The sequence below is a fragment of the Frankia nepalensis genome, assembly GCF_016786325.1.
GTDB classification, from domain to species: Bacteria; Actinomycetota; Actinomycetes; order Frankiales; family Frankiaceae; genus Pseudofrankia; species Pseudofrankia nepalensis.
Genome location: NZ_JADWYU010000166.1, coordinates 1 through 26514, shown reverse-complemented (window position 1 = coordinate 26514; position 26514 = coordinate 1). Strand labels below are relative to the sequence as shown.

The 26514-nt window shown below is 71.9% G+C and carries 20 protein-coding genes; 6 read left to right on the top strand and 14 right to left on the bottom strand.

Annotated features, from left to right (window positions below; translation table 11 throughout):
* Window positions 1-348 precede the first annotated feature (348 nt).
* Window positions 349-1131, top strand: a complete 783-nt coding sequence (locus I6A81_RS25640; protein WP_203004863.1) for an SDR family NAD(P)-dependent oxidoreductase — start codon at window positions 349-351, stop codon at window positions 1129-1131.
* A gap of 171 nt (window positions 1132-1302) precedes the next feature.
* Here the strand turns inward: I6A81_RS25640 and I6A81_RS25635 are convergent, their stop codons facing one another.
* Both I6A81_RS25635 and I6A81_RS25630 read right to left on the bottom strand, forming a co-directional pair.
* Window positions 1303-1995, bottom strand: a complete 693-nt coding sequence (locus I6A81_RS25635; RefSeq protein WP_238429693.1) for a TIGR03085 family metal-binding protein — start codon at window positions 1993-1995, stop codon at window positions 1303-1305.
* Window positions 1985-2401, bottom strand: coding sequence for an organic hydroperoxide resistance protein (locus I6A81_RS25630; RefSeq protein WP_285223031.1), 417 nt, complete (start codon window positions 2399-2401; stop codon window positions 1985-1987). Before I6A81_RS25630 ends, I6A81_RS25635 begins: the two co-directional genes overlap by 11 nt.
* Before the next feature lie 85 nt (window positions 2402-2486).
* On the opposite strand from I6A81_RS25630, the gene I6A81_RS25625 reads away from it, so the two are divergent.
* A complete protein-coding gene (locus I6A81_RS25625) occupies window positions 2487-2933 on the top strand; it encodes a MarR family winged helix-turn-helix transcriptional regulator (protein WP_203004862.1) in 447 nt (148 codons plus the stop codon).
* Window positions 2934-3605: 672 nt separating this feature from the next.
* Here the strand turns inward: I6A81_RS25625 and I6A81_RS25620 are convergent.
* From I6A81_RS25620 to I6A81_RS25605, 4 genes are all read right to left on the bottom strand, one after another.
* Window positions 3606-4223: a TetR/AcrR family transcriptional regulator gene (locus I6A81_RS25620; RefSeq protein ID WP_203004861.1), complete on the bottom strand. Its 618-nt coding sequence runs from the start codon at window positions 4221-4223 to the stop codon at window positions 3606-3608.
* Window positions 4224-5205: 982 nt separating this feature from the next.
* Window positions 5206-5991 (bottom strand): CYTH domain-containing protein, encoded by a 786-nt coding sequence (locus tag I6A81_RS25615; RefSeq protein ID WP_203004860.1) that lies wholly within the window; start codon window positions 5989-5991, stop codon window positions 5206-5208.
* Window positions 5992-6209: 218 nt separating this feature from the next.
* Window positions 6210-6362, bottom strand: coding sequence for a hypothetical protein (locus I6A81_RS25610; protein WP_203004859.1), 153 nt, complete (start codon window positions 6360-6362; stop codon window positions 6210-6212).
* 146 nt (window positions 6363-6508) lie between these two features.
* Entirely contained in the window at window positions 6509-6946 is a 438-nt protein-coding gene (locus I6A81_RS25605; RefSeq protein ID WP_203004858.1) for a cupin domain-containing protein, read from the bottom strand.
* A 961-nt stretch (window positions 6947-7907) separates the two neighbouring features.
* Between I6A81_RS25605 and I6A81_RS25600 the strand changes: the two genes are divergently transcribed.
* Window positions 7908-10754 carry an MMPL family transporter gene (locus tag I6A81_RS25600; protein ID WP_203004857.1) on the top strand — a complete coding sequence of 949 codons (2847 nt, stop codon included), beginning with the start codon at window positions 7908-7910 and terminating at the stop codon, window positions 10752-10754.
* On the opposite strand, the gene I6A81_RS25595 is transcribed toward I6A81_RS25600, so the two are convergent.
* The gene (locus I6A81_RS25595) at window positions 10748-11476 is read right to left on the bottom strand and encodes a TetR/AcrR family transcriptional regulator (protein WP_203004856.1); all 729 of its coding nucleotides are present in this window, start codon (window positions 11474-11476) and stop codon (window positions 10748-10750) included. The two genes, I6A81_RS25600 and I6A81_RS25595, sit on opposite strands and share 7 nt — an antisense overlap.
* Before the next feature lie 135 nt (window positions 11477-11611).
* Between I6A81_RS25595 and I6A81_RS25590 the strand changes: the two genes are divergently transcribed.
* Both I6A81_RS25590 and I6A81_RS25585 read left to right on the top strand, forming a co-directional pair.
* Complete coding sequence (locus I6A81_RS25590; protein ID WP_203004855.1) at window positions 11612-13339, top strand: N-acyl-D-amino-acid deacylase family protein; 1728 nt, start codon at window positions 11612-11614, stop codon at window positions 13337-13339.
* A 19-nt stretch (window positions 13340-13358) separates the two neighbouring features.
* Complete coding sequence (locus I6A81_RS25585; protein WP_203004854.1) at window positions 13359-14576, top strand: amidohydrolase family protein; 1218 nt, start codon at window positions 13359-13361, stop codon at window positions 14574-14576.
* Here I6A81_RS25585 and I6A81_RS25580 read toward each other — a convergent pair.
* Complete coding sequence (locus I6A81_RS25580; RefSeq protein WP_203004853.1) at window positions 14560-16344, bottom strand: SpoIIE family protein phosphatase; 1785 nt, start codon at window positions 16342-16344, stop codon at window positions 14560-14562. The two genes, I6A81_RS25585 and I6A81_RS25580, sit on opposite strands and share 17 nt — an antisense overlap.
* Window positions 16345-16550: 206 nt before the next feature.
* Complete coding sequence (locus I6A81_RS25575; protein WP_203004852.1) at window positions 16551-17513, bottom strand: zinc-binding dehydrogenase; 963 nt, start codon at window positions 17511-17513, stop codon at window positions 16551-16553.
* An 83-nt stretch (window positions 17514-17596) separates the two neighbouring features.
* Here I6A81_RS25575 and I6A81_RS25570 point away from each other — a divergent pair, with 83 nt between their 5' ends.
* Window positions 17597-18283, top strand: coding sequence for a TetR/AcrR family transcriptional regulator (locus I6A81_RS25570; protein ID WP_203004851.1), 687 nt, complete (start codon window positions 17597-17599; stop codon window positions 18281-18283).
* Between the two features lie 61 nt (window positions 18284-18344).
* Here I6A81_RS25570 and I6A81_RS25565 read toward each other — a convergent pair whose 3' ends face one another.
* From I6A81_RS25565 to I6A81_RS25545, 5 genes are all read right to left on the bottom strand, one after another.
* Window positions 18345-20417 (bottom strand): ABC transporter ATP-binding protein, encoded by a 2073-nt coding sequence (locus I6A81_RS25565; protein WP_238429691.1) that lies wholly within the window; start codon window positions 20415-20417, stop codon window positions 18345-18347.
* A complete protein-coding gene (locus I6A81_RS25560; RefSeq protein ID WP_203004850.1) occupies window positions 20414-21658 on the bottom strand; it encodes a glycosyltransferase in 1245 nt (414 codons plus the stop codon). The genes I6A81_RS25565 and I6A81_RS25560 overlap by 4 nt, the downstream gene beginning before the upstream one ends.
* A complete protein-coding gene (locus I6A81_RS25555) occupies window positions 21655-22470 on the bottom strand; it encodes an alpha/beta fold hydrolase (RefSeq protein WP_203004849.1) in 816 nt (271 codons plus the stop codon). Before I6A81_RS25555 ends, I6A81_RS25560 begins: the two co-directional genes overlap by 4 nt.
* A 2-nt stretch (window positions 22471-22472) precedes the next feature.
* Window positions 22473-22799 carry an acyl carrier protein gene (locus I6A81_RS25550; RefSeq protein WP_203004848.1) on the bottom strand — a complete coding sequence of 109 codons (327 nt, stop codon included), beginning with the start codon at window positions 22797-22799 and terminating at the stop codon, window positions 22473-22475.
* Window positions 22796-26514 (bottom strand): acyltransferase domain-containing protein (locus tag I6A81_RS25545; protein WP_203004847.1); only part of this gene is annotated, 3719 nt, incomplete at its 5' end. The genes I6A81_RS25550 and I6A81_RS25545, both read right to left, overlap by 4 nt.

Sequence of the window (26514 nt, the reverse complement as noted above, 5' to 3'; positions counted from 1 at the left end):
GCCGAACTCGTCCCCCGCATCCGCGACATCGAACTCGCCGCACCCGCCGAGTACATCGAGACCCTCTTCGTCGGCGGACCGAAGCACGTCCCCATCCGCTACCAGATGGCCTGACGATCCGCGCCCGACTCCGCGGCCGCTGTCCCGCGGGCCCCGACAGGGCAGAGAAACGCTGATCCTGTCTGCCGGGGGCGTCGCGGTGGGTACCTGACGTCGATCGGTCACGATCCGCCGTCGACGACACCACAACTATCAGATGCGTCGAACGTCGGTGAGCGCTAGCGATCGGCGTTGGGACTGATCCTGCGTCCTCACAGAGACGTTGGGGTCCTGAAAGGAAGGACACCCATGGCCCAGCTTCGGGACAAGGTCGCCATCGTGACGGGCGCCGCCGGCGGTCTCGGGTCGGAGACGTGCCGCCGCCTCGTCGCGGAGGGAGCGCGGGTCGTCGTCGCCGATATCAACGGCCCAGGCGCGGAGCAACTCGCCGGCGAGTTAGGCGACGCCGCGGTCGCCTACAGGTTCGACGCGCGCGACGAGTCACAGGTCCGCGCCCTCGTCGACTCCACGGTCGACCGGTTCGGCCGCCTCGACCTGCTACACAACAACGCCGTCCTGTCGGGGCCGCGTGACGGCATGGTGGAGGACGCGGAAGCCGACGTGTGGGACACCGCGTATGAGATCAACCTGCGCGGCTACATGTTCGGGTGCAAGCACGCGATCCCGCACATGAGGAAAGCGGGTCGTGGGGTCATCGTCAACATGGCGTCGGACTCCGCCCTGGCGGGCGACATGATGCTCACCGCATATGGATGCACAAAGGCCGCGGTGATCACGCTGACCCAGTACGTGGCGACGCAGTACGGGAAGGAGGGCATTCGCTGCGTCTCGGTAACTCCTGGGGCGATGCTGACCGACAGCATGCGCAACCACATGGGACCGGAGGGTGTGGCCATGCTCGAGAACCACCACCTGACACCACGACTCGGCAAGCCGAGCGATCTCGCCGGGCTGATCGTCTACCTGGCGAGCGATGACGCCGAATTCCTCACCGGGATCAACATTCCGCTCGACGGCGGATATTACTCGCACCTGCCGACCACCGCGGATCTGCGGCGGGCTCGACGCTGAACGCCCGCCCTCCGGACGCCGGGGTGAACCTGGCGGAGAGGGCGCCTGTCAGCGGACGGTGGGCGGTCCCCAGAACCGATGTATCGGTCCGCCGCTCATGAGCTGACGAGTGGGTGCGGCCGCGGCGAAGGACAGGGGTCGCCGGAGCCGCGACCCCTGTTCCCTGTTCGCCTACAGGGAGGCGATGGCGGCCGGGTCGCCCCGCAGTTCGACCTGCGCCGCCGAGCGCCGGCCGAAGGCGTGCAGCAGCAGCTCCTCGGGCAGCCCGGCGATGACGACGGTGGGGGACCCGCGCCGCAGCACGCGCCGGTCGTGGGTGTCGGTGCGTTCCGCCACCACCTCGGCGGTGGTCTGCCGGTATCCGGTGCGCCCCACCAGGCGCAGCGCTGACCAGATCCGTTCCCGTACGGCGGGGTCGACCTCGCGCGGCGTGAAGCCGGGCACGGCCCGGTCCACGTCGGCGTAGTGGACGTAGAACTCGTTGATGTTGGTGGCGTCGTCGAACCTGCGCAGCCGTGCCGGGTTCCACAGCGGTGGGCCGGCGCGGAACATCTCGACGAGCTCCGCGAAGGAATGCGCCCGTCCCGTCGACCGCTCGGCTCGCTCGGTGAGGCCGTGCAGCGCCGGGATCACCAGGCCCGGTCCGGCGTAGGGCACGCGCTCCCGGGTGACGAGGTGGGCGACGAGGTCGTGGGTGGTCCAGCCGGCGCACAGCGTGGGCCGGTCCGGGCCGGCGTCGGCCAGCAGGTCCGCCAGCAGCGCCCGCTCGACGCGGGCGGCGCCGGCGTCACCGCGTGGCCCACCGCCGACGGTCTCGTCGGCGGTCCCGTCCGTGGTGGCGCGGCCGTTGACGTCAGACGACATCGAGGGTGACCTCCACGTTGCCCCGGGTCGCGTTCGAGTAGGGGCACACCTGGTGGGCCTCGTGGACGAGCGTCGCCGTGGTCTCGCGGTCGAGGTGGGGGGCATGGACGACGATCCCGACGGCCAGGCCGAACCCGCCGTCGGGCAGCGTGCCGATGGACACGCTGGCGGAGACCTCGGAGTCGGTGAGGTCGGCGGACTTCGACCGGCCGACGAGCTTGAGGGCCGAGTGGAAGCAGGCGGCGTAGCCCGCGGCGAACAGCTGCTCGGGGTTGGTCGCGCCGCCGGGGCCGCCCATCTCCTTGGGGATCCGGACGTCGAGCGCGAGCACGCCGTCGTCGCTCTCGGTGTGGCCGTTGCGGCCGTCTCCTGACGCGGTGGCGGTCGCGGTGTAGAGGGCGTCCATCTGATCCAGCTCCCTTCGGTTAGATTGTGCACAACATTATTGCGCACGATCTGTCAGCGCAAGAGGAGCCTGCTACCGTCTGCCCATGGCGGATCGCCTACCCCAACTCGAGCTGGGAAACCAGCTCTGCTTCGCGCTGTACAGCGCCAGCCGCGCCTCGATCCGCGCCTACGGCCCGCTCCTGGCCGAGCTCGGCCTCACCTACCCGCAGTACCTGACGATGCTCGTGCTCTGGGAGGCGTCCGAACCTCTCACGGTCGGTGACATCGGCGCCCGGCTGCACCTCGACAGCGGCACCCTCACCCCGCTGCTCAAGCGGCTGGAGGATCTCGGCCTGGCCGACCGGACCCGTGACCGGGCCGACGAGCGGCGCGTCCTGGTCTCCCTGACAGAGCGGGGACGGGCGCTGCGCGCGGACGCCGCGGGCATTCCCGAACGGATCTTTCGGCGGTACGGACTCGACATCGCGGCGGCTCAGCGACTCGTCCGGGAGCTGACGGAGATCACCGGCGCGTTGACGCGGCCTCTGTAGGCCTCCGCGTCGCGCGCGGCGGTACGTCGTGCTCCGGCCCCTCCGGCGGTACATGGCGCTCCGCCGGAGGAGTGGACCGGGACGCTTCGGCCGCGGGTGCCGGGCGCGCGGCGTCCGCGTCCGTCCTGCGCCGACTCGAGCGCCTGACATCGAGATCTTTCAAGCGGCCGGCCTGTGCGTGATCCCGGAAGGCCGCGGCGTCTTCCCCGCCTCACCGTGGACGAGCACCTCCGCCTGGTCGCCCGCGACCGAGCAGGCGCCGCGGCGGTCCGGGAACGGGCCAATACACACTTTCCGAAGCTGGCGCAGCGACGCAGGCAACTCGCCGGAACGATGTCCGGCGGCGAGCAGCAGATGTTGGCGCTGGCGCGTTGTTCGGACTGGGGCTCGTCGTGCTGGGATCGGTGCTGTTCGCCGCCAGCACCCTCACGCGCTTCCCGCGCCTGTGGCTGCTTCGGCTGATTTACGAACAGCACGACCACCGCGCCCGGTAGGGCGCTTTCCGGCTGGCTGCCAGGATCCGCCCGCCGCCGCGTCAGCGGCGGCGATGGCTGGACCGTGACCCGGCCGTGGCCCGCCATTGAGCGCATTCCGGCCTGTCACCACCACGGCGGGACCAGCCGGACGTAGCGTCGGGTACCGCGTCCGCCGCCGTGCTCGACCCAACCGGGTTCAGGAACCGTCGTGCCCGAACCGCAGCCGCAACAGCTCGATCATCCGGTCGTTGACCCGATACGCCTCCGCCATCGGAAATTCATGGATGACGCTTCGGGTCAGCAGGCTGGACAGCACCGACCAGACGAGTACCGAGTACTCGGCGGCGCCATCGGGATCCAGCTTCGCGAGGTCCGCCTCGACCAGTCCTTCGATCGACTCACGGAACTGCGACAGGTAGGCCTTGGCGTTCGGGTCGTTGCTCGACATGAGGAGTATGAGTGCGCGAAAGAACTGAGGCCGCCGCTCAAAAGAGGCCAGAACGCTGCGCATACGCTGCTCAAGGCGCCGCATGGGGTCGTCGTCCGCCTGATAGCCGACGCTCGCCCGATCGTAGTCGGATCCCCAGGCGTGCAGGACCGCCGCGTACAGATGCTCCTTTGAACTGAAGTAGCGGTATACTGTGCCCAGCGCGAAACCGGCGGCGGCGGCGACGTCGCGGATCTGGATCTGTTCGTACTCCTGCTTCTCCAGCAGCGAGCGGGCGGCATCGACGATCCGCTTCCGACGAGCGACCTGGTAGGCGGGGAGCTCCTCCTCGGGCAGGGAGCTGACTGCCGGACGGTCAGGCTCCACTGACGCTCCCTTGCAGATAGGCGGAACGGCGAGCGTCTACCAGGATAACAACTAGGTTCCAGTTCCGTCGGTAGCCGAACCGCCACGGGACCAGGCCGGCGCGCGACCCGGGTACCGCCCAGGACCTCTGGCGATCCCGTGAGTTCTGCTGACGCCCCTGATCCGCATACTGACAACCTGTTGGGGTGCGCCGGTTTGAACGCGTGGCTCGCCGCACCGAGGCCTCGTGCCGTTAGGGTCTTCGTCACAGCGGCGCCGCGACACGCCTGTAGTGGCGGTGGGCCGCGCTCGGGGCTGCTCCCTCGCCAGATCAACGAGTTCCGATCCCGGATCCGCGTCACCTAGAGGAGTCCGGCCCTCGCCGCGGAAGCGCGCCTCCTGCCCGTCCTGTCCGGCGTCGAGTCCCCGGCCGGTCAGTTCCCGGAGCACCACACCCCGCAGGTCGGCGACGTAGATCCGGGCCTGCGTGAGGCCCGCTTCGGCGGCGTGCTCGGCCACCAACGTCGGCAGCTGCTCGAAAGCCACCACCCGCCCCAGGTCGAGCAGGCCGCTCAGCACGCGGTTCCTCGAAGCCGACACCGACGCACCACCCTGTCGGACAGGACGCCTCGTTCCGCGGCTGGACCGCCCCCACGGGCGGATCGACCGCTCAGGCCAGGCGGCCAGCAGCCGCGAGCCTCGCGTCCTCCTCGCCGTACGCGCGACGCACCGGGAGCGTTCTGGATCATCTGGCCTGGCTGGCCGGACCCGTTCCGCGCTCGCCACGCGGGCGGCGACGAGAAGAACCGGCCTAGCTGGCCTCGATGGCCTTCCCTCGATGACGTTCGGGAACGCCGCGCCCAGCCCAGGACACGGCGTCCCAGCGCTGGTGGCCAGGCGAACTCGGTGCGTTGGCTGCTCGCCACCCTGGCGCGTCCGTCCTCTGCGGGCGCCGCCAGTTCGCGAATCTTGCGGGCGGGGTCGCGCGCCGCCGCGGCCCGCCTCAGCGCAGGGTCCCCAACGCGTCAAAGAACTGGTAGGTGGCGACGGTCTTGGTCTGCTGCGGGCCGGTGAGGTCGATTCCGTGGGCGGTCAGCACGGTGGCGGTGTGCGCGGCGGCTGACAGCACCTCCCGCGGGTGGCAGCGGGTGGACAGTTCGAGAAGCTGGGAGTTGTCCGGGTAGGTCCAGCATTCGGCGAGGAACGGGACGTCGCAGCCGGTGGGGCGCAGCGTGTGGCGGTGGACCCTGACCGGCCCGATCGCTCGCAGGTCCTTGAGGTCGGCAAGGTCGACATGGGCGGCGGACAGCCGCATGTCGAGCAGCCGCAGCTGGGCGGCGGACAGCAGCCGGCGCGGTGAGCGGCCGTGGCGCACGACGCGCTCGATGTCGGACGAGCCGAGGTGTGTCTTGAGGGCGGCGGAGCAGACGTAGCTGCCGGGCATGCCGTCGACCTCGACCACGAACCGTTTCGAGGCGCGGATGGCCGGCGGGATGTCGGCGGGCGCGGCCGGTCGCAGCTTCACGACCGCGTCGTCCGGCTGGTTGCGTCGGCGGCGGGCGCGGATGATGACGCCGTGCTGGCGTAGCAGCTGGTCCGGGTTGTCGAAGTAGTAGACCTGATGTCTGGGTGCCCGCGGGAACTTGAGTCCCAGCGCGGCCCGTACGGCCTCGTGGGCCGGGCCTGGCACGGTCAGTTTGAGCTCCACCCGGTCGACCTGGCGCGCGAGCGCGACCAGGTCGTCGAGTTCGTGTTCGGGCAGCCGCCAGAACCGTCGTGCCTCCGACACCGGTCTGACCGCTGACCTCGACGCGGGCGCGCTGCTCGCCCGGCGGCCGGGCGGTGGTTTGCGTCGGTTCCGGGCTGGCTGGCGCGACGGCACGACCCCTCCCTCCGCGCGACTCCGTTTCGCCGCGGCTGGTATCGGTCCGTGCGGCCTGTCCGGACTATTGTGACGGATCGATGAACGCGGTTCAGGTTTTGGTAATGATCGGGGCCGGTCGTCCATCAGATGCCGCGGGTGGTCTCGTCGGCGCCCCGGAGGGCGCGCGGGGTCAGATCGGCTGGGTCCGGCAGGATCCTGGCGGCGGCGATGCCGGCGTTGGTGGCGGCGGTGGCGGCGGCGGTGGTGACCGCGGCGGTGAAAGCGGGACTGTCCATGACCGGCTGCCTACCCACCGGCACTGTCCTAGATCCCGAATCCGACCGGCCAAGCGCGAAGCGGCCGGCCTCGGCAGGGGCTCGAGGGGACGCTGGCGGCTGGGCTCGGTCTGGCGCCGGAGCCCTACGGGTCGCCAAGCTGGCGGTCAGTCCGCGCGCGGCGCTCGGCGGTCCGCACGCCGGGCGAGTTCGTCCTCTTCCACGAGCGAAAGCATCGGTTTGCCGGGTTCGCAGAGCATGGTGACAGTGAAGCGCACGGGGATGTCGTCGCGGTTGTTGCCGTCCTGGTAGTGGATGACGTCGCCGCCCGGCTCCCAGAACGCCTCGCCGGCCCGGACGACCCGCGCCGGCTCTCCTTCGAGCTCGAACACCATCTCGCCAGCCAGCACGTAGCCGAAGGCCGGTCCGGTGTGCCGATGGGGCGGGGTACCCGGGTCGCCCGGGGGGAACTCGACGACGATGGTCATCGCGTGGGCGCCCGCTGGGACGAGGGGAGGCTCGACCTCCTGCACGACGGTGATCGCCGACTGCCACGCGTTCGATCGTGGCTTCTGCCGGGCGGTCGTCGACCCGACGTTCGACATGGAAACCTCCCTGGAGAAGAGACGCGGCGGTCCGCGCACCTCGTAGCGGCCGACAACCACACGGGGCGCGACGGCTCGTCTCCTCCTGATTCCCCGTACATGACCGGTCGCACGCCAGACCGCGCCAGGCCGCGCCGTGTTCGGTGAAGCCAGCCCGGACTGGTCGCCCGGTCACCGTCGATCGCCGCCGGCCGGCCGGCGGTCGCGGAGCCGGGCGTGCTTCGTCGGCGCGATCAGACGGGGGAGCGATCAGACGGGGGAGACGGTGGCTGGTCGCCGGGTCACAGAAGGGTCAGGTCGATGGCGTCGGCCATCGCCTGGTAGCCGGCGTCACTGGGATGCAGATGGTCGCCGGAGTCGTGGGCCGGGTCGAGCGCGTCGCCCATGGCCAGGGCCAGGTCGATGACGCGAGCACGGCTAGCTGGTGGCCACGAGCGCCGTAAGGTCCGCCGTATGGCCGCGAGCTGAGAGTGCTCTGTCGCCGCCGATGCCCTTGCCTTCTTTCGTTCAGCCGCCACCTGAATCGCGCGCGGCGGCCGCGACACCGAGCTGTCGACTGCGTCCGGTCGCGGTCCCCCCAAGGGGGACGGCGCCCCGCGGCGCGACCGTCGAGTGCTGGAGAACGGCCCGGCGGCGATGGTCGCGATCATCCTGACCAGGGCGGATGGCATTGTCGGCGGCCGCGCTCCTGACGGCCCGGAAAATGCTCTTCGCGACCGATGGTCACAATCAATATGAATTATACGATCCGGCGGCCGATATTCGATCCGGGTAGAGCATTCAACCGGCGTGGGCAGCCCGATGGTGACGGGATCTCCAGAACCGTCCATTTTGGAAGCTAGGCCCGAAGAGTTGAAATTAATACCCTATTTGGAGGGTGTTAATCGGGCATCTGAACATCTTAGGTTCGGCCAATGCCTGTTCCCCTCCTAGCGCCGCGCCCGTCGAGGACGGGGGTTCCATGGGCGGACAGGTGACCGGACCCGCCTCTCGACGGCACCGAGGGCCAGCCGGCCCCGCGGCGCGGCCTGACCACCCCCAGGCCCGCGGCTCGCTGTTCGACCTGCTGGCCTCGTTGGCGATCGTCCATCCGCGCCGCGTGCTGGGCGTCGCCGCGGTGCTGGGGATACTGCTGGTGCCGTGGGCGGCCGGCGTCTTCGACAAGCTCGCTCCCGGTGGCTTCTACGCGCCCGACAGTTCGGCGACGCGGGCCGAGGCGATGCTGGACGAGGACTTCCCCGGCGCGCCGCCGAACGTCGCCGTCCAGGTCGTCGCGGCCACGGACGTCGACGGCGCGACCCCCAGCCGGCTCGGGCGCGAGCTCACCGAGCAGATCCGGCGGGAGCCGGACGTCACCGGGGTGCTGTCGTACTGGGCCGGCGAGACGACGAATCCGCTGCTGCGGGCCTCCGACGGCCGCTCGGCGCTGATCCTGTTCCGGCTCGTCGGCTCTGAGGACGAGGTGCAGCGGCGGGTCGACTCCCTGCACGACCGCTACGCGCACGACGGTCCGGGCGTGCGGGTCCGGTTCGGGGGCGCGCCGGCGGTGATGCGTGAGGTGACCGAGCACAGCCGCGAGGACCTGGAGCGCGCGGAGCTGGCGACCGCCCCGCTGGTGCTGCTGGTGCTGATCTACGCCTTCGGTGGCGTCGTGCCCGCGCTGTTGCCGTTACTGGTCGGCGGCGCCGCGGTTGTCATGAGCATGGCGCTGCTGCGCGTGCTGGCCGAGATGACCTTCATTTCGGTGTTCTCCATCAACCTGACCACGGCGCTCGGGTTCGCGCTGGCGGTCGACTACAGCCTGTTCATCCTGCGGCGGTTCCGTGAGGAGCAGAGCCGCGGCCTGTCCCGCGAGGATGCGCTGTCCACGAGCCTGCGAACGGCCGGCCGCACGGTGCTGTTCTCCGGGATCACGGTGGCCCTGTCGCTGACCGGTACGCTGCTGTTTCCCCTGCCGTATCTGCGCTCCTTCGCGTTCGCCGGGGTCGGGGTCGTGCTGGCGTCCGAACTCGCGGCACTGGTCCTGCTGCCGGCCGCGATCATGCTGATGGGTGACCGCCTCGACCGGGGCCGGCGAGGTCCAGGGCGCCGGGCGCACGCCGGCCGAAAACGCGCCCCGCTGCCGGCCGGATCGGGCTGGTCCGGGCTCGCGAGGCGGGTCATGGCCCGGCCGGTGTTCTTCGGCTGCCTCGCGGGCGGGTTCATGCTCCTGTTGGCGGCGCCGACGGCCCACCTCCGCCTCGCGGTCGCCGACGACACCGTGCTGCCTGCGACCAGCGAGTCCCACCTCGTCAACGACGCGATGCGCGGCGACTTCCCGGTTTGCCTGCCCTGCCAGGTGCCGGTCGTGGTTCCCGGCGTGGACGCGCGTGAGGTGGGGGTCGCCGGGAAGCTCGCGGACTACGCCATCCGGCTGTCGGTGGTGCCGGGCGTGGCCCAGGTCGACACCGCCGCGGGCAGCTTCAGGGCCGGCAGACAGATCGGCCCGGTGCCGGCCAACGGCGAGGGGTTCCTGGGGGAACACGGGGGAGCGTGGCTGGCGCTGTGGCCGACCAGCCCGGACCCGGTGTCCGCCGAGGCGAAGGACCTCGCCCAGCAGATCCGCGCGGTCCCGTCCCCGTTCCCCATCGATGTCGGAGGGCTCGCCCCACATCTGCTGGAGACCAGGGACGAGGTGCTGCGCAGCCTGCCGGAGGCCCTCGCGGTGGTCGTGGCCGCCACCTTCGTCCTCCTCTTCCTGTTCACGGGCAGCGTGGTGCTGCCGTTGAAAGCGCTGGTTCTCAACGCCCTCAACATGGCGGCGGTGCTAGGGGTGCTGGTGCTGGTGTTCCAGGACGGGCACCTGCTCGGTCTGTTCAACGGCGTCCAGTCGACGGGCACCGTCGAACTGACCACGCCGGTGCTGATGTTCTGCGTCGCGTTCGGGCTCAGCATGGACTACGAGATATTCCTGCTGGCCCGCATCCGGGAGGAGTACCTGCGCCGGGGCGACAACCGGCAGGCCGTCGCCGCCGGGCTGGGTTCCACGGGACCGCTGCTGACCTGCGCCGGCCTCGCGCTGATCGTGGTCATGGTCGGAGTCGCGGCGTCCGGGATCAGCATCGTCGCGATGACGGGCGCCGGCATGGCGCTGGCCGTGCTCCTGGACATCACGGTGATCAGGGCAATCCTGGTCCCGGCGTTCATGGCGCTGGCGGGCAACTACAACTGGTGGGCCCCGGCGCCGCTGCGCCGGCTGCACGCCCGGTTCGGCCTTCGGGAGGCCGAAGACGAAGGCAACGCGCCACCGGTCCTGACCACCCTTTCAGCGGCCCGCGACAGGAATGTCTGGGGCGTCCCGCCGCGGCGTCCCCGGCGGGCCCCCCAAAGCGGCGCGGTGCGTACGTTGCTCACCAGGCCGACCGTCCCGCTGCATCCGCGCGGATCCCGGCAGCCGCCGCTCCCGGCCCGCCCGCTGCCGTCCCCGGCGCGTCCGCCGGTCCGCTCGCTGCCGCACGTCCTGCCGCCCCTGCTCGCGACACCGCCTCCAGCGCCGCCACCTTCGGGGCTCCCACCCGTGGTGGTGGTCTTCCCCGCGTTCGACGCGTGGGCCGCACCCGGGAGGCCGGCCGCCGCGGCGCCGTGGATCGACGGGCCGCCCCCGCGGGTCGCGGACTGGATCGAGGACCGTTCCCAGGAACAGGCCCCCGCGCAGTGGCGGCCGGAACCACGTCCAGACGAATGTGATCCGCTGGCCGAGCCGGTCGCCGAGGTCGACCACGACACGCGCCAGCCCGGCGCGGGGTATTTCTGGATCATCGTTCAGTGACGCGGCACCTGGAGATCCGTCGTGGATCGTGACGGCTCCGAGCAGCAGAGGTGGCTGTCAAGCGGCGTCGTTGTCCCCTCGCCGCGTGACGCGAGGAATGCCAGGATCCATTCCTGGGAGGCCTCGCGCACCTGGCGCTTGTCGGTCAGGTGGCCGTCGACGAGGAGGCTCGCGGCCAGGCCGCGCAGCAGGCTCTGCAACAGGATCGCCCCGGTCGGCGGGTCGACGTCCGCTCGGATCGAGCCGTCCTGCTGGCCCTGTTCGATCAGGCCGGTCCAGCCGTCGCGGCTGCGCCGGTCGGCGTCGAGCATTCCCTCCACGGACGCCTCCGTGGGAAACGTCGCTCCCCACATGACGATCAGGGCCCGGTCGTCGTTCGTGGGGTCTTCGAACCGCGTCAGATAGGTGTCGACGGCTGTCTGTAGCCGTTCGAGGCCTGGGATGTCCTCGACCCGGCGTCCGCCTCGCGTCGCGGCGGCGACCATCGCATCGTCGATCTTGTTCTGCGCCCGGCGCGCGAGCCGGGCCACGAGCGCGTCCTTCGACCCGAAGTGGTGGTTGGGAAGGCCGCGGCTCGCCCCGGCGCGGGTGCCGATGCTGGCCAGTGACGCGCGCTCGACGCCACGCTCGGCCACCAGGTCGGCCGCCGCGTCGAGCAGGGCCTCCTCGGACTCGTGTCGTCGTTCGACCTGAGTCCGACGTTGGGTGACGGCCGAATCCATGACGGCAGAGTACTTGTCCGCTGCCCCACAGTCGCCGATCATGAGCTACTTGCTGAACGCTTAGCAAGCATGTTAGCTTGCCGGCCGCGGGGCGCGCAGCGAGGGGATTTCCCGGGAAGCCGGAGGAACGAGCAGATGGCCCTCTACGACATCGTGATCAAGGGTGGCACCGTCATCGACGGGCTCCGTACGCCTCGTTACCGGGCCGACGTGGCGATCAAGGACGGCAGGATCGCCCAGATCGGGCTCGTCAGCGCCTCGGACGGCGCCGAAGTCGTCGATGCCTCCGGCAAGATCGTTGCCCCTGGCGTCGTGGACATCCACACCCACTACGACAGCCAGCTCTTCTGGGACCCGTGGTGCACGATGTCGAGCTGGCACGGGGTCACCACCGTGCTGATCGGCAACTGCGGTTTCGGCTTCGCGCCGTGTCGGCCGGAGGACCAGGACCGCACGATGCTCAGCCTGTCCCGCAACGAGGCGGTGCCGGTCAAGACGATGCGCGCCGGCATGCCCTGGGACTGGGTCACCTATCCCGAGTTCCTCGACAGCGTCGAGCGGACCCCCAAGGGCGTGAACGTGATGTCGCTGGTGCCGCTGGCACCGCTGTACACCTACGTCGTCGGCATCGAGAAGGCAAAGGCGCACCGCGCGTCGGACGACGAGCTGGACCAGATGTGCCAGCTCCTGCTCGAAGGCATGGAGGCCGGCGGCTGCGGCTGGAGCTCGCAGATCGCGGGCGACCTGTTCAACGTGCAGCTCGACTACGACGGCTCGCCGATGGTCACCGACATGATGACCGAGCGTGAGGTCACGGCATTTTCGAGGGCGCTGCGCCGGATCGGTCGAGGCACCACGCAGATCACCGGGCAGCTCGAGACGGCGGCGCTCATCGCCCGCGAGAGCGGCCGCCCGATCATCTGGAACGCGCTCGCGCCCACGGGTTCGGTGAACCAGCACGGCGAGTCGCAGTTCCCGCACCTCGCGACCATCAGGCGTCTGGACGAGCTGAACGAGCAGGAGGGACTGCGGGTCTTCGCCTCCGCTCAGATCGTGCGGTTCCAGTCCGAGATCGTGCTCGAGAACTACAACCTCATGGACATCTTCCCCGCCTGGAAGGACGCCGGCCTCGGCACCCTGGAAGAGAAGATCGCCAAGTTCGCCGACCCAGAACGCCGCCCGGCGCTGCGGGCGGCGGTCGACGAGCTCGGCGGCGGCTTCGGCGCCGCCGGCTACCCGCTTGCCGAGATCACCGTCAACTGGATCACCAGCGACGCGAGGGACGCCCTGGCGCTCAAGGAGCGCTACGAGGGTTTCACCATCGGCGAGATCGCGACGCGCGAGGACAAGCACCTGGTCGACGCCATGCTCGACATCGCCGTTGCCGGCGATCTCAATGTCGGGTTCGGCACGACCATGATCGACATGGATCCGAAGGCCGTCCGGGAGGTCGCGTCCTGCGCGGTGGCGCTGCCCGGCATCAGCGACGGCGGCGCTCACACCAAGTTCGTCACCACGGGCCGGTTCGCCACCGAACTGCTCGCCCACTGGGTCCGCGAGCACGAGATCATGTCGCTCGAGGAGGCGCACTGGCGCCTGTCCGCCTACCCAGCCATGGCCGTCGGGCTGCGTGATCGAGGTTCGATCGCCGAGGGAAGGCCGGCGGACGTCATCGTCTACGACCCCAACACCGTCGATGCCCTGCCGCAGGAGCGGCTGTTCGACTACCCGGCCGGCGAGTGGCGGCTGGTACAGAAGGCCGTCGGCTACGACCGGGTCATCGTGAACGGCAAGACAACCTTCGTCCACGGCGTCTGCACGGCAGAAACCCCCGGCAAGCTGCTGCGCCACGGCACCGCGTGAGAACGAGCGAGGAGACGACATGACCGAGGCAGGCGCGCAGACCTCCACGCTGTTCGACGCGGACAACCACTACTGGGAGACGAGCGACGCGTTCACGCGCCACCGCGACCCGAAGTTCGCCGACCGCGGCGTTCAGATCAAGAAGGTCGACGGGGTCCTGCGCTACCTGGTCGACGGCGTGCAGACCGAGTGGCTTCCCGGGCCGGCCGACGTACATCCGCGGCCGCTGCCGGGCGCGTTCCTGGAGTACTTCCAGGGCGGCACCAGCCGGGACGTCTTCCTCGCCGGGTTCACGGAGCGGGCGGCGGACCATCCGGACTGGTTCGAACGTGACGCCCGGCTGAAGGTGATGAACGACCAGGGCGTCGAGGCCACCTGGCTGTTCCCGTCCCAGGGCGTCGTGATCGAGCCGTTACTGCATACCGACGTCGAGGCCGCGGTCGAGTGCTACCGAGCCTTCAACCGCTGGATCGAGGAGCAGTGGGGGTTCGCCTACCAGGACCGCATCTTCGGCGTCCCGTACATCACCATGTGCGACCCGGACGAGACGGTACGCGAGCTTCGGTGGTGCCTCGACCATGGCGCCCGGGTGGTGAACATCCGGCACGGCGCCGCCGTCACCCGGGACGGCAACCGGTCACCGGCCGACCCGATGTTCGACCGTTTCTGGCATCTCGCCGCCGAGTCGGGCGTGGTCGTCGCCACCCATGACGGCTCCGACGAGACGTACACCCGGGTGAACGAGCTGATGAGCGAGGCCTGGGGCGAGTCCCACATGGCTGGCATCGCGCCGGGTGACACCCAGCGCCTCGGCCAGTCCTCGACCTTCTCGGGACTCACCAAGCACCGGACCGTTCACGACTTCGCCTACGTCCTCGTAGCCCACCGGCTCTTCGAACGGTTCCCACAGCTGAAGGTCGCCTTCATCGAGAACGGCTGCGCCTGGGTGCCGTCGCTGCTGCTGGCCCTGGACTACCTGGCGCACGGCGGTGGTTTCCAGACCAGCCCGCGCGACCAGTTCATCGAGCACTGCTGGGTCGCGCCCTTCGTCGAGGAGGACGTCCGCGACCTGGCCCGCTTCCTGCCCGTCGAACGCATTCTCTTCGGCTCCGACTGGCCCCACGGCGAAGGCTTCCCGGCGCCGAGCGACTTCCTCGCCAACGTCGCCGACTTCACCGCGGCCGAACAGCGGCGCATCCTGTACGACAACGCGCGGGAACTCACCTTCCCACGCTGAACCGGTAGTGCTGGTTGATCACAGTGGGATGGCCGTCGCGCGGGCCGCTGGCACGGGCCAGCAGGACGGTGGCGTCGTCGGACGCGTCGGCGGGGTCGAGCAGGGCCAGGAGCTGGTCCGCGGCGGTGGACAGGTCGGTGGTTTCCGCGAGAACGCGCAGCAGGTGTTCGGTGCCTTCGCCGACGTGGACCGTGGGGGATTCGACGACGCCGTCGGTGTAGAGGGCGAGCGTGGAGCCGGGTGGGAACGGGCATTGGGTTTCGGTGAAGGCGGCGTCCGCGACGCCGAGCATGATTCCGTCGGTGGTCTCGAGGAGTTCGACGGCTCCGTCGGGGCGGCGTAGCGCGGGGGGAAGATGTCCGCCGTTGGCCATCGTCAGCGTGTGGGCGCCGGGGTCGAAGACCGCGTAGATCATGGTCGCGAGGGTGTCGATGCCGCGGATCAGCGTGTCCAGCTTGCTGAGGACCTCGGCCGGCGGCAGGTCGAGAAGGGCGAGGGTGCGCGTCGCGGTGCGCAGCTGCCCCATCGCGGCGGCGGCGAGCAGGCCGTGGCCCATCACGTCACCGATCACCAGCGCGACGCGGCCGGCCGGCAGCGGGATGACGTCGAGCCAGTCACCGCCCACCTCGGTTCCACCGGTTCCCGGGTGGTAACGCCAGGCCAGGTCGAGTTCCGGCAGCGCGGGGATGTCGTGTGGCAGCAGCGCGCGCTGCAGGGTCAGGGCGGCGGCCCGCTGGGCCTCGTAGGCCCGGGCGTTGGCGATCGCCGCCGCGATCCGGCCGCCCAGCTCGGTGACCGCGCGCAGGTCCTGCTCGTCGTAGCGGCGGTCCGCGGTGAGGCCGAATCCCACGCAGCCCAGGCAGTCCGTGCCGTTCAGCAGCGGCACCAGGATCGCGAACCGCAGTCCCACCTGCCGGGCGAGCCCGGCCGCGCGCAACGGCCCGGCATCGCCGGGTGGCTCGTCCAGGTCGAGCAGGAGCGGCTGGTGGGTCGCGAACACCCGGGTCACCGCGGTCCCCGCCACGTCGATCTCCGAGCCCGGCTGGAAGCGGTCCGGGTCGGGTGGCCTCGGCAGGTCCGCGGAGCGCGCCCATACGGCGCACCGCAGGACGAACGGGTCCGGTTCCACGCCCGACGGGCAAGGCCCGTCGCCGAGGAGCAGCACACACACGTCGGCCACCTCGGGGACGATCAGGGTGACCATCTCGCGCAGGGTCGCGTCCAGATCCAGTGACGCGCCGAGCAGGCCGCTGGCCTCGCTCAGCAGCCACAGCCGCCGCCAGGCCAGGTCACGCTGGGCCTGCGCGCGACGCTCCTCGGTCACGTCCACGGCCGCGAGGCCGACCGCGACGGTCGTGCCGGCGGCGTCGCGCAGGGGGTAGCCGGAGAACCGCCAGGTCCGCGTGTCCGACGGGTCCCGGGGATGCCTCGCGGTGACCTCGTCGTCGTGGACCGGCCGCCCGGTCGCCATCACCTGCCGCAGGGTCTCCCAGTGCGCGTGGTCGACCGTCGGGTACCAGTCCGGGATGTACGCGCCGACCGCCTCGTCCTTCGACACCCCCGTCGCGTCCGACCAGGTCTGGTTCACCGCCAGCACCCTCAGATCGCGATCAGTGACCGTCAGGATGGTCGGCGCCACGTCGAACAGCTGCACGAACAGCTCCACGTCCAGGTCCGTCGGGCGCTCCGACGACGGCGCGGCGGGCCCCGGTGTCCCCCGGTCACCGGGTACCTGGCCACCGGTCTCGGACGGAGGAATCGGGTTCATCTCGGACTCGTCCTGACGGGGGCGACTAGCCGCCGGGCGGCGCCGGCGGTTCTCGGAAGGTAGCCGCCTCCCAGTGTCGGCCTGCTTCCCCGCCCGCGCGAACCGGACCGTGAGCCGTCCTCGCGGGCCGGCCGCCGAGCGCGGCAGACCTGTGCGACGGCCTGTTCGTGTGCGCCCGCGGGCCAGCGACTGGCCGGGGTGTCCGGTCAGTTCACGAGCACGATCCTGCCGAACACCTCGCCGGCGTCCATCTTCTGGTGGGCCAGCACGGCCTGGTCCAGGGGCAGCAGTTCGTGCACTTCCGCGTGCAACTCGCCGCGACTCGCGGCGCTGAACAGGTCGGCGGTCACGGCGCGCAGGTCGGCTTCTCGCACGGTGTTCGCGCTGAAGGTGGCGAACGACATCGACTTCTGGAACGCCGCGAACATCCGCATGGCGAAGTCCGCCGGGGGGTCGCCCGCGACCGCGCCGACGGCCACCAGGCGACCGTTGGGGTTGAGCTTGGCGAAGAACGACGGCAGGTCCGTGCCGGCGACGATGTCGATGATGACGTCGTAGCCGGCGGGGACGTCCTGTCGCGCCTCGCCGGCGCGGTCCAGCACGTGGGTCGCGCCGAGCCTGCGCAGGCGGTCGCCACGCTCGGGCGACGACGTCGTGACCGCGACCGCGCTGGCACCCTGACGAGCCGCGAGCTGGACGGTCATGGTCCCGATGCCGCCGGCGGCGCCGCGGACCAACACTGACTCGCCCGGCGCGAACTGGGCGTGGCGAAGGCCGAAGTGCGCCACTCTTCCGGAGCTGCCCAGCGTCACCGCGGCGGCGGCCGATACCTCCGCCGGAAGAGGAACGATCGTCCCGGCCGGCGCGATCGCCTGCTGGGCGTAGCCGCCGCCCAAGCCGGTGAACGCCCACACACGCTGACCAACCCATGCCGTGTCGACGCCGTCCCCGACCGCGGCGACGGTGCCCGCTATCTCGCCACCGAGAACGTGACCTTCCTGGAAACCGTAGGCGGCGACAGCACCGCTTCGGATCATGACGTCGACGCCGCCGACGCCGATCGCCTCGGTGGCGATCAGTACCTGTCCGGCAGCGGGACTCGGGGCGGGGACGTCGATGAGGGCGAGGCCCTCGGGGCCTCCGAACGCCTGGATCGCCACTGCCTTCACGGTCGTCTCCAGGTGCTGGGCTGTGCCGGACTGGTCCGCCGACCGTAACGGAGCACCCCGTCCGTTTGGCTAAAGTGAGAGCGGTGCCGGCCCAAGTGATAGCGACGCCGCGCTCGGACGCCCGCGACAACCGCGGGCGCATCCTCGCGGTCGCGCGAGCGGCCTTCGCCGCCGAGGGCCTCGACGTGCCCATCCGGGAGATCGCCCGGCGCGCCGAGGTCGGTGTCGCGACCGTCTACCGGCACTTCCCGACCAAGGAGGCCCTGCTGTCCGAGGCCCTCGCCGAGCAGATGTCCTTGTGCTCGGAGGTCGTCGAGGAGGGGCTGGCGGCAGACGACCCGTGGAGCGGGTTCCGCCTGGTGATCGAGAAGCTCATGGAGATGCATGCCCTCGACCGAGGCTTCGCGCGCGCATTCACCTCCCGGCTTCCCCAGGCGGTCGGCTTCGCCACGGACCGCGATCGCGCGCTGCGTCTGTTGCTCGAACTCGTGCGGCGCGCGAAGGCGGCGGGTTCCCTGCGAGAGGATTTCGTCCTCGAGGACATCAGCCTGGCGCTGATGGCGAACGAAGGCATCCGCGCGGAGTCACCCGAGATGAGGGCGGCGGCCTCGCGCCGCTTCGCCGCCTTCATGATCCAGTCTTTCCAGGCGGACCCCGTGCTGGCGCCGCTTCCACCGGCCGTTCGACTGCCTCTCTCCAGGCGCGAGCTGTCCGCGCACGCCACCGACCTCGCGGCGGCTCGACCGCCGAAGGGCGCACACATCCGATGATCACTGGCCGGTAGGTGGCCCGCCGGCTTCCTTGATCGTCAGATGTGTACGCTGTCCAGCCTTAGGCGTCGGGGACGAGAAGCTGGTTCGCCGCGAGTGTTCGGTAGACGGGGTCGGCGTGCAGGAGCTCGCTGTGGGTGCCGACGGCGCGTACCTGCCCGGCCTCCAAGACGACGATCTGGCGGGCGTCGCGCACGGTCGACAGCCGGTGGGCGACGACCATCACCGTCGTGCTCTCGGCCGCCGTCGTGAGAACGTCGCGCAGCGCGGCTTCGTTGACGGCGTCCAGCGCCGAGGTCGCCTCGTCCAGCAGCAGGAGCCGTGGCCGGCGCAGGAGTGCCCGGCCGATGGCGACGCGCTGGCGCTGGCCGCCGGACAGGGTGCCGCCGCGGTGGCCGACCCAGCCGTCGAGGCCACCGGGAAGGGTCTGGACGAGGTCGTCGAGCCGGGCGAGCGCGACTGTCTTCCAGAGCTGCTCGTCGGTGACCCCGGAAAGGCCGAGCGTGAGGTTCTCCCGCAGCGTGCCGGCGAGGACGGGTGCCTCCTGCTCCACATAGCCGATCGAGCGACGCAGGTCCGCCAGCGGCCAGTCACGAACGTCGCGCCCGTCGACGAGCACCCGGCCCGCGTCCACCTCGTAGAACCGTTCGAGCAGGGCGAACAGGCTGGACTTGCCGGCTCCGGACGGCCCGACGACGGCGGTCATGCCGCCGGCTGGGACGGTGAACGTCACGCCTTGGTGGGCGAACGGCAGGCCGGGCCGGTAGCTGAAAACGACGTGCTGGAACTGCACGGTGGCGCAGGTGCCGGCCGGGGCGGGATTGGATCCGCCAACGCCACGACGGACGGCCTCGAGCGTGCCGTTCACGCCGTTCGTGCCGTTCGGGCTCAGGTCGTCCCCTTCGCTGGTTCGTCTCCTGGAACTGCTCGCCGGCGCGGCGATCGCGGCCTCGGGTCCGGCCGCGAGGATGCCCGGCCCGCCGACCTCGATACCGCCAGCTCCAGTACCGCCAGCTCCAGTACCGCCAACTCCAGTACCGCCAACTCTGGTGCCGCCGACCTCGGCCCAGGGCGCAGGGGCGGGGCGGGCGTCGGCGGTCCGGGTGCCGGCCGGCCGGGGACGGGGGGCGGAAAGGCTGGCGGGTTCGACGGCGAGCCCGAGCACGCTCTGGAGGCGGTCGACGGCGGCGCCGCCGGCCTTGAGCTGGCCCCAGGCGCTGACCAGGGTCGTCACGGGCTGGGTGAGGAAGAGCATGTAGAGCAGGTAGGCGATCAGGTCCGCGAGCCGAAGCTGTCCCGACGCCACCCGGGCGCCGCCGACGCCGAGGACCGCGAGGAAGGAGGTCTGCATCAGGAAGTTCGCCGACGCTCCACTGGTGGCCTGCCACCGGGCGACCCGCAGGCCGCGGCGCCAGGCGGCGTCGGCCGCGTCGGTCAGCAGGCCGATCTCGTGGGCCTCGGCGCCGGCCGCCTTCACGGTTCGAAACGCCCCAAGGTCACGGTCGAGCAGCACGGCGAGGTGGGCGACGGCCTCCTGCGCCCTGCCGGTGGCCTGGCCGATCCGGGCCGCGGCCCAGCGGACCGAGACGCTCATCGTCACGACCGCGGTGAGGGTGACCGCCAGCAGCACGTGGTCGATCAGGCCCATGAGCACGAGGGATCCGAGCAGGGCGAGCACGGCCGTGACGGAGGCGACCATCGCCTGGGTCGTCACCTGGCGCAGCAGGGTGGTGTCGGCGACCAGCCGGGATATCAGGTCCGCGGGGCCGATCTCCTCGGTCGCCGACACCCGCAGGCGCAGGATGCGGGTCACCAGCCGCCGCCGCACGGTACGGACGACGGACTCGCCGACCGTCTCGACGAGGAAGTAGCCCACGGCCCCGATGGCGGTTCCCAGCACGACGGCGCCGGCCAGGGCCAGCAGCAGGCCGCTGACCGGCTGGTCGCGGGCGAGCCGGTCGAGGACGCGCTGCGCGATGAGTGGCTGGGCCAGAGCCAGCGCGGTGCTGGCGAGCATCAGCGCGCCACCGAGGGCCAGGCGGACCCGGAAGCCGGCGGTGTACCAGAGGATCAGCTGGAGGCGGCCGCGTGCCCGGTGACGCGGGGCGGGGCCGGACGGTTCGCCGGCGCTCATCCGGGCCGGCCGTGCTCGACGGCGAGCCGCGCCAGGTGGTCCGCCGCCGCGGCGGCGCCGCCGGCGGCCCGGAACGAGGCGCCGATCCCCTGCGCGGCCAGCCGGTAGCGGGGCCTCGTCAGGACGTCGGTGACCGCGGCCGCGATGAGGTCGGCCGTGGCCCGGCCGAAGTGCAGCCGGATGCCGGCGCCGGCGTCGACCACCTGCTGGGCGACGATCGGCTGGTCGTCGCGGATCGGCGCGACGACGAGCGGCAGGTCGTGCGCGAGCGCCTCGCACACCGTGTTGTGCCCGCCGTGGCAGACGACGGCGGCCGCGTGGGGGAGCAGGACGAGGATCGGCAGGCCCGGCCTGACGAGGACGTTGCCGGGCGCCGCCGCGACCGTTCCCGCCGGGTCGGCCACCACCGCCCGCACCCTGTCGCCGAGCGCGCCCAGCGCGTCCACGCAGCTTCGGAGGAAGCGGCCACCAACAGGGCCGTTGACGGTGCCCAGGCTCACGACGACCAGTGGCTTATCGGGGTCGAGCCAGGCCCACGGGAAGGGTTCACCGTCGTCAGGGCCGGCGTGGGGCGAGACGCCCGTCGCGGTCACCGCCGCCAACCCCGCCTCGGGCGGGTGGCGCAGCGCCGGGCCGACCCAGGCGGTCGCCGGCCCCGCCGGGTCGCCTGGGCCGGCGAGCGCCTCGGTCGTGAAGGCGAGCACGAGCAGCGGCGACCGTTCGAGGGTCGCGGGTGTCAGCGAGACGGCCGGGTCCGGGCACAGCCGCGTGATCAGGTCCGCGAACAGGCCGTCGAGCCATTGTCGAACCCTGGGGGTGGCGGTGAAGGGGTCCCGCAACGACCCGGAGGTGGTCGCGGAGGTGACCCACGGGATCCCCGCGCGAGCGGCGGCGATCGCGCCCGCCAGTGCCTGCATGTCGGCGACGACGAGGCCGGCGTCGACCTGCTTGGCCGCGTCGGCGACGGCCTCATGGGTGGCTTCGGCGAGCGGGATGAGGAACTCCTCCCAGAGGAACTGGACGGCCGCGTAGCCGCGCAGGCCGAGACCACGGCCGCCGACGTCGACCGGGCCGCCGAGCGCGGGGTGGACCTCCGCGTCCGGACCGGCCAGCGTTCTGATCAGCGACGGTTCGCCCGCCCAGGCGACGCGGTGGCCCAGGGCGCGCAGCCGGTCGGCCACGGCGACCAGGGGGGTGATGTGTCCCGCCAGCGGCGGGACGACGAGCAGGAACCTGCTCACGTCCGCTGTCCCGGTGCCGCGGTGACGGGGTGATGGGAGAAGACCCAGTCGAGCAGGAGCTCGCGTACCTGCCGGTGGGCCTCGACGAGCACGGAGTGGTCCTGGTCGGGGATCACGACGGTCCGGCAGTCGGGCAGCAGGCCCTCGAGCTGGTACGGGTCGTCGGCCTGGAACCCGTCGCCGCCGATGATGCTGAGGACCGGGACGGTGATCCGGCTCAGGTCGGTCAGGTCGAGCATCGGGCCGGTCGCGATCTCCTCGACCATCGAGGTCTCCGCCAGGCGCCGGTATGCCTGGCGCGAGAGGCGGGCGTGGTGGTCGCCGAACTGCACGGAGATCCAGTGGTAGGTCTCGTCGCGGGACAGCTCCTGTTTGGTGATCTCGAGGACCTCGCCCACGCGCTGGGCCCAGGGCTCGGTGGGCGGTTCCGACTCGATGGACACCAGGCTGGCGACCTTGTCCGGGTAGGCGGCGGCGAACGCGAAGGCGACGGTCCCGCCGAAGCTGTTGCCGATCAGGTGGACGGGTAGCCGCACGTCGAGCGAGCCGAGCAGCCCGTCGAGGTCGGCGACGAAGTCGCCCACCTGGTAGCCGCGGGCCGGCCGGGCGCTGTTGCCGTGGCCGCGCAGGTCGTAGAACAGCATGTCGACGCCGGCGGCGGCCAGCGGCGCGGCCAGGGTCAGGTAGAAGCTGGCGAGGCTGTCGGTCCCGAGACCGTGGATGCAGACGAGGGTGGGCGCCGGGTTCCCGGTCGGCCTGCCCGGTGTGTGCAGGTAGTGGAGGTCGGCGCCGTTGACGCGGATGGTCGGCATGGTCAGTCGACGGCCGTCGCGACGTTGCGGTGGGACACGACGTTCAGACGAGACACGACGTAGTGGACGACCTCGCCGACGCGGAGCGCGATGACGTCGGCGAGATCCTTGTCGGCCAGGAACTCGGCCATGCTCACCTGCTCGCCGTACCGCGCCGCCAGCATGACGCCGAGGGTGACCAGGTCGATGCTCTCCAGTTCGAGCTCGCTGTGGAACGCCGTGTCCATGGTCACCTGGACGGGCGGCGAACCGTACTTTCGCGTGATCTCGTTGATCATGTCGTTGACCTCCGCGAGGACCGCGTTGATCTGGTTGTCGTCCACGGTCATGCCCCGACTCCTCTGAACTCCAGGTGGCTGTCGTCGTGCGTGCGCGGGACGCCGGTCGTGCGGGCGACCGCGTATCTGCGGGCCGGTTGTCCCGGCGGCCTGGTCTCGACCTCGGCGCAGCTCACCGTGAACCGGCTGGGCGCGGACGGTGGGCCGTCGTCGAGGGCCATCACCACGGCCACCGCGTCGGCGTCGGCGCCGGCTCGGGAGATGTCGATGACCTGTGGCCGAGACGCGTCGACGCCGGCGGCCCGCGCGACCGCGGCCGCCGCCGCGTTCCGATACCGATGCGGCCGGGGACCGGCGGCGTCGGAGTCCGCGGGCGGTTCCCGCGTGGCTGGGCCGCCGGCCGGGTCCGCCGGGATCGGCTCGATCGCGAGGCCGACCGGCGCCCGCCCGCCCCGCTCGGCGCGCGCGGCCGAGGCGGGCCCAGCCGCGGGCAGGGCGAGTGCCACCGCGAGGTCCGGGACGCTCGCGACGTGGATCTCGAAGGGCGCCAGCGGGTACCCGTGGACGCCGGAGACGGTCACCGGCCGGGCGTCGTCGCTGCCGGCCCGCCGCCCGGCGCCGTCCGGCCCGTCGGCGCCGAACGGGTCGTGGACCGCTATCTGGGCGGGGAAGACCGCCGGGTGTCGCGTGTCCCAGAGCTGGGTGCGCACGGCGTCCTTGACGGCGATCCGCCGCAGCATCCACTCGCGGCGCTGGCCGGGCGGCAGCGCGTCGTACCGCGCGCGCTCCGCCGAGCCGAGATAGCGGCCGAGAACCATCTCGCGGACGGCGAGGTCGGACCAGCGTTCGGTCGCCATGACCCAGCCGCCCGGATGAGGCTCGGCGAACGTGTTCCCCTCCGGGAAGCGGAACGCCTCGTCGAACTCGGCGGGCAGGTCGAACCGGCGGTCCACCCAGCCGTAGACGACAGCCCAGACCTCGTTGCCGTCGACGAACTGGAGATAGGCCTCCAATGACGTGTCGTCGGCGTGCCTGACCCAGGCGTGGCAGGCGACGAGGCTGCCCGGCCTGGGCTCGGGCCCGAAGAACTCGATCCCGCCGAACCTGACCGGGAACGCCACGAAGCGGTCTGCCTCATGCATGCGCAGCCAGTAGCCGAGCAGCTGACCGCCCGCGTCCAGCAGCGCTCCTGGCGTCGGGGAGGCGGCGAGGACGGCGCGGACGTGCGCCGGCCCGTGCCCGAGGAAGGTGGCCACACGCTGGAAGGCGGGCCCGTGGAACATCCAGCGCTCGCGATAGAGGTCGCGCCCGGTCATGGTGGGCGGCTGTTCGGCGTCGGCGTCGACGGGCCAGCGCGGCGGCCTTTCAGCGGGATAGGCGTCGGCGACCCGGACCAGGCCGCTCGCGTATCCGGCGAACGTGACGCGATAGCGGTCGTTCCCCTCCGGGCGCAGGCTGACGGCCACGTCGACGGCGGGCTCCGCCGGCAGCCAGTTGTCGAAACGCACGTCGTAGACGCCGACGGCGATCCGGCCCGAGGCCCTTCGCGCGTAGTCGGCCATGAGCGCGTAGTCGGCCATGAGATGGACGATGGTCGTCGCGGCCACCACGGGCCGCCGGTCCGCGAGGTCCGGCCAGCCGGGAGGCTGGGGCGTCAGCGCGTGGTCGAGCAGATACGGCATGGTCGACGTCGAGACATGCAGCGTCGCCGTCCAGCCCGTTCCGTCCGCGCGTAGGCCGTCCGCGCGCGGGCCGTCCGCGGGTGGGCCGTCCGGATCGCCGGGGCCGCCCGCGACCGGCTCCGGCCGGAGGCGCTCGGTGCCGTCGGCGGGGCTGGCCAGGAGGGTGCCCGCGATGTCGGCGGTCTCGGTCAGCAGGGCGAGGAGTTCCTTCGCCAGCGGGTCCTCGCTCGCCCGCGCGGTCAGGGGATGCCTGGCGGGCAGCGACCACGGCGGGAGTCCCGCCAACGGCTCGGTGCCGGCCCGGGTGCCGGCGAGGGGGAGCCGGTCGGCACCGAGGAGGCCGAGTTCGGCGAGCCTGCCGGGGTCGACGGCGATCGACGCCGCGCCGAGGCTGAGCCGGACGGCGCTCTCGCGTCGCCCGGCGGGCGCGGGCTCCGCCGGGGTCGCGGCGCGGCCGGGGTCGCGCGGCCCGCGGTGCTCGGCGCCGATCGGGCCAGGGGCGTCCAGTACCGCGAAGTCGGGGTCGCCGTTCTCGACCCAGAGCGCGACCGCGAGCCGGCGGAGCTGACCGAGCCCGTCGCGCCGCTCCGAGTTCGCCGCGATGGTCAGGTGCGGCGAGTCCTCGAGCACGCCGTCGACGAGGCCACCGAGCCTGCCCGGCCCGACCTGGACGAACACCCGCGCGCCGGCCGCGTACATCGCCTCGATGGTCTGGCGGAACAGCACCGGCTCGACCAGATGACGGACGAACAGCTCGCGGACGGCGTCCAGGTCCGCCGGGTAGGGCGAGGCCGTCGTCGCCGACCACAGCGCCACCGCGGCCGGCCGGCGCAGGTGGAGCCGGTCGGTCCGCGCGCGCAGCGCCGGCAGGTGGGGGCGCAGCATCGGGGTGTGGAAGCCGGAGCGGAACGGCAGGACCCGCACGACGATGTTCTTGCGGCGTAGCCGGCCGGCCAGGTCCGCGACCGCCGCGGGCGGCCCGCAGACGACGGAGCTCTGAGGCGCGTTGTCGTGGGACAGCACGACGTCGGGGTAGTCGGCGAGGAACTGCCTGGCCTGCTCGCTCGAACAGGCCAGCGACGCGTAGTCGACCTCGGGGACGGCGCCGTCGTAGGGATCGGCGGCGAAGACGCTGGCGTCGACCTCGTCGTCGTCGAACATCCCGGCGGCGAACATCGCGCTCCACTCGCCGATGCTGTGCCCGGCCAGCGCGTCCGGCTCGATCCGCATCCGGCGCAGCGTCCGGTCGAGCACCCGGCTCACCAGCAGCACGCCGGTGCCGTGGCGGCCGAGGTCGGCCGCGGACAGCTCGGCGGGCAGCGCGATCCCGAAGTGCCGGGCGACGTCGTCGAGCTGGGGCGCGAACTCCGCCTCCAGCCCGGGGAAGACGAACGCGATCCGCCCCGGACGCGGCCCGCCGAGCAGCGGCTGCGCGCTGGCCCAGACCTCGCCGCGCCCGCGCCACGCCGGCCAGGCCCCGAGCCGGATCCCACCGACCGCGTGGCGGGCGGCGGCCAGCCGGCGCGCGTTCGGGTTGACCAGGCCGAGACGCGCGCCGACGGCGGCCGCCTCGGGTGGGCCGGCCGCGGCCCGCAGCGCCGCGTCGTCGACCTCGAGCATCCTGCCCAGCTCGTCCGGGGTCGTCGCGGCGAGCCGCAGCACCAGCTCGGGTTCGACCACGGTGACGCCGGTGACGCGGACCCGCTCCTCGGCCTCGGTCCCGGCCGACCCGGAGGAGGGGACCGGCGGGCGGGGGACCGGCGGAGTGCAGGCCGCGACGGGCAGGCCCCGAACCGGCGCGGCGGCGTACGGCGGGCCGGCGGCCGCCGCCTCCTCCAGCAGGAGGTGCGCGTTCGTGCCACCGAACCCGAAGGCGTTGACGCCCGCGCGACGAGGGCCGCGGGCCTCCCAGGGGACCGGGGCGGACAGCACGCGGAACCTGGTCGCGGCGATCGCTGGATGCGGCTCGTCGCAGTTCACGGCCGGGAGCAGGACCTTGTGGTGCAACGCCAGAGCCGCCTTGACGAGCGCGGCGACGCCGGCGGCCGCCATCGTGTGCCCGATGATCGCCTTGACCGATCCGA

Coding starts and splice junctions, on each gene's coding strand:
- I6A81_RS25595 (WP_203004856.1), bottom strand. CDS start 11,476: ATGGATTCGGCCGTCACCCAACGTCGGACTCAGGTCGAACGACGACAC.
- I6A81_RS25640 (WP_203004863.1), top strand. CDS start 349: ATGGCCCAGCTTCGGGACAAGGTCGCCATCGTGACGGGCGCCGCCGGC.
- I6A81_RS25635 (WP_238429693.1), bottom strand. CDS start 1,995: ATGTCGTCTGACGTCAACGGCCGCGCCACCACGGACGGGACCGCCGAC.
- I6A81_RS25605 (WP_203004858.1), bottom strand. CDS start 6,946: ATGTCGAACGTCGGGTCGACGACCGCCCGGCAGAAGCCACGATCGAAC.
- I6A81_RS25625 (WP_203004862.1), top strand. CDS start 2,487: ATGGCGGATCGCCTACCCCAACTCGAGCTGGGAAACCAGCTCTGCTTC.
- I6A81_RS25630 (WP_285223031.1), bottom strand. CDS start 2,401: ATGGACGCCCTCTACACCGCGACCGCCACCGCGTCAGGAGACGGCCGC.
- I6A81_RS25550 (WP_203004848.1), bottom strand. CDS start 22,799: ATGACCGTGGACGACAACCAGATCAACGCGGTCCTCGCGGAGGTCAAC.
- I6A81_RS25600 (WP_203004857.1), top strand. CDS start 7,908: ATGGGCGGACAGGTGACCGGACCCGCCTCTCGACGGCACCGAGGGCCA.
- I6A81_RS25580 (WP_203004853.1), bottom strand. CDS start 16,344: ATGAACCCGATTCCTCCGTCCGAGACCGGTGGCCAGGTACCCGGTGAC.
- I6A81_RS25585 (WP_203004854.1), top strand. CDS start 13,359: ATGACCGAGGCAGGCGCGCAGACCTCCACGCTGTTCGACGCGGACAAC.
- I6A81_RS25555 (WP_203004849.1), bottom strand. CDS start 22,470: ATGCCGACCATCCGCGTCAACGGCGCCGACCTCCACTACCTGCACACA.
- I6A81_RS25565 (WP_238429691.1), bottom strand. CDS start 20,417: ATGAGCGCCGGCGAACCGTCCGGCCCCGCCCCGCGTCACCGGGCACGC.
- I6A81_RS25610 (WP_203004859.1), bottom strand. CDS start 6,362: ATGGACAGTCCCGCTTTCACCGCCGCGGTCACCACCGCCGCCGCCACC.
- I6A81_RS25590 (WP_203004855.1), top strand. CDS start 11,612: ATGGCCCTCTACGACATCGTGATCAAGGGTGGCACCGTCATCGACGGG.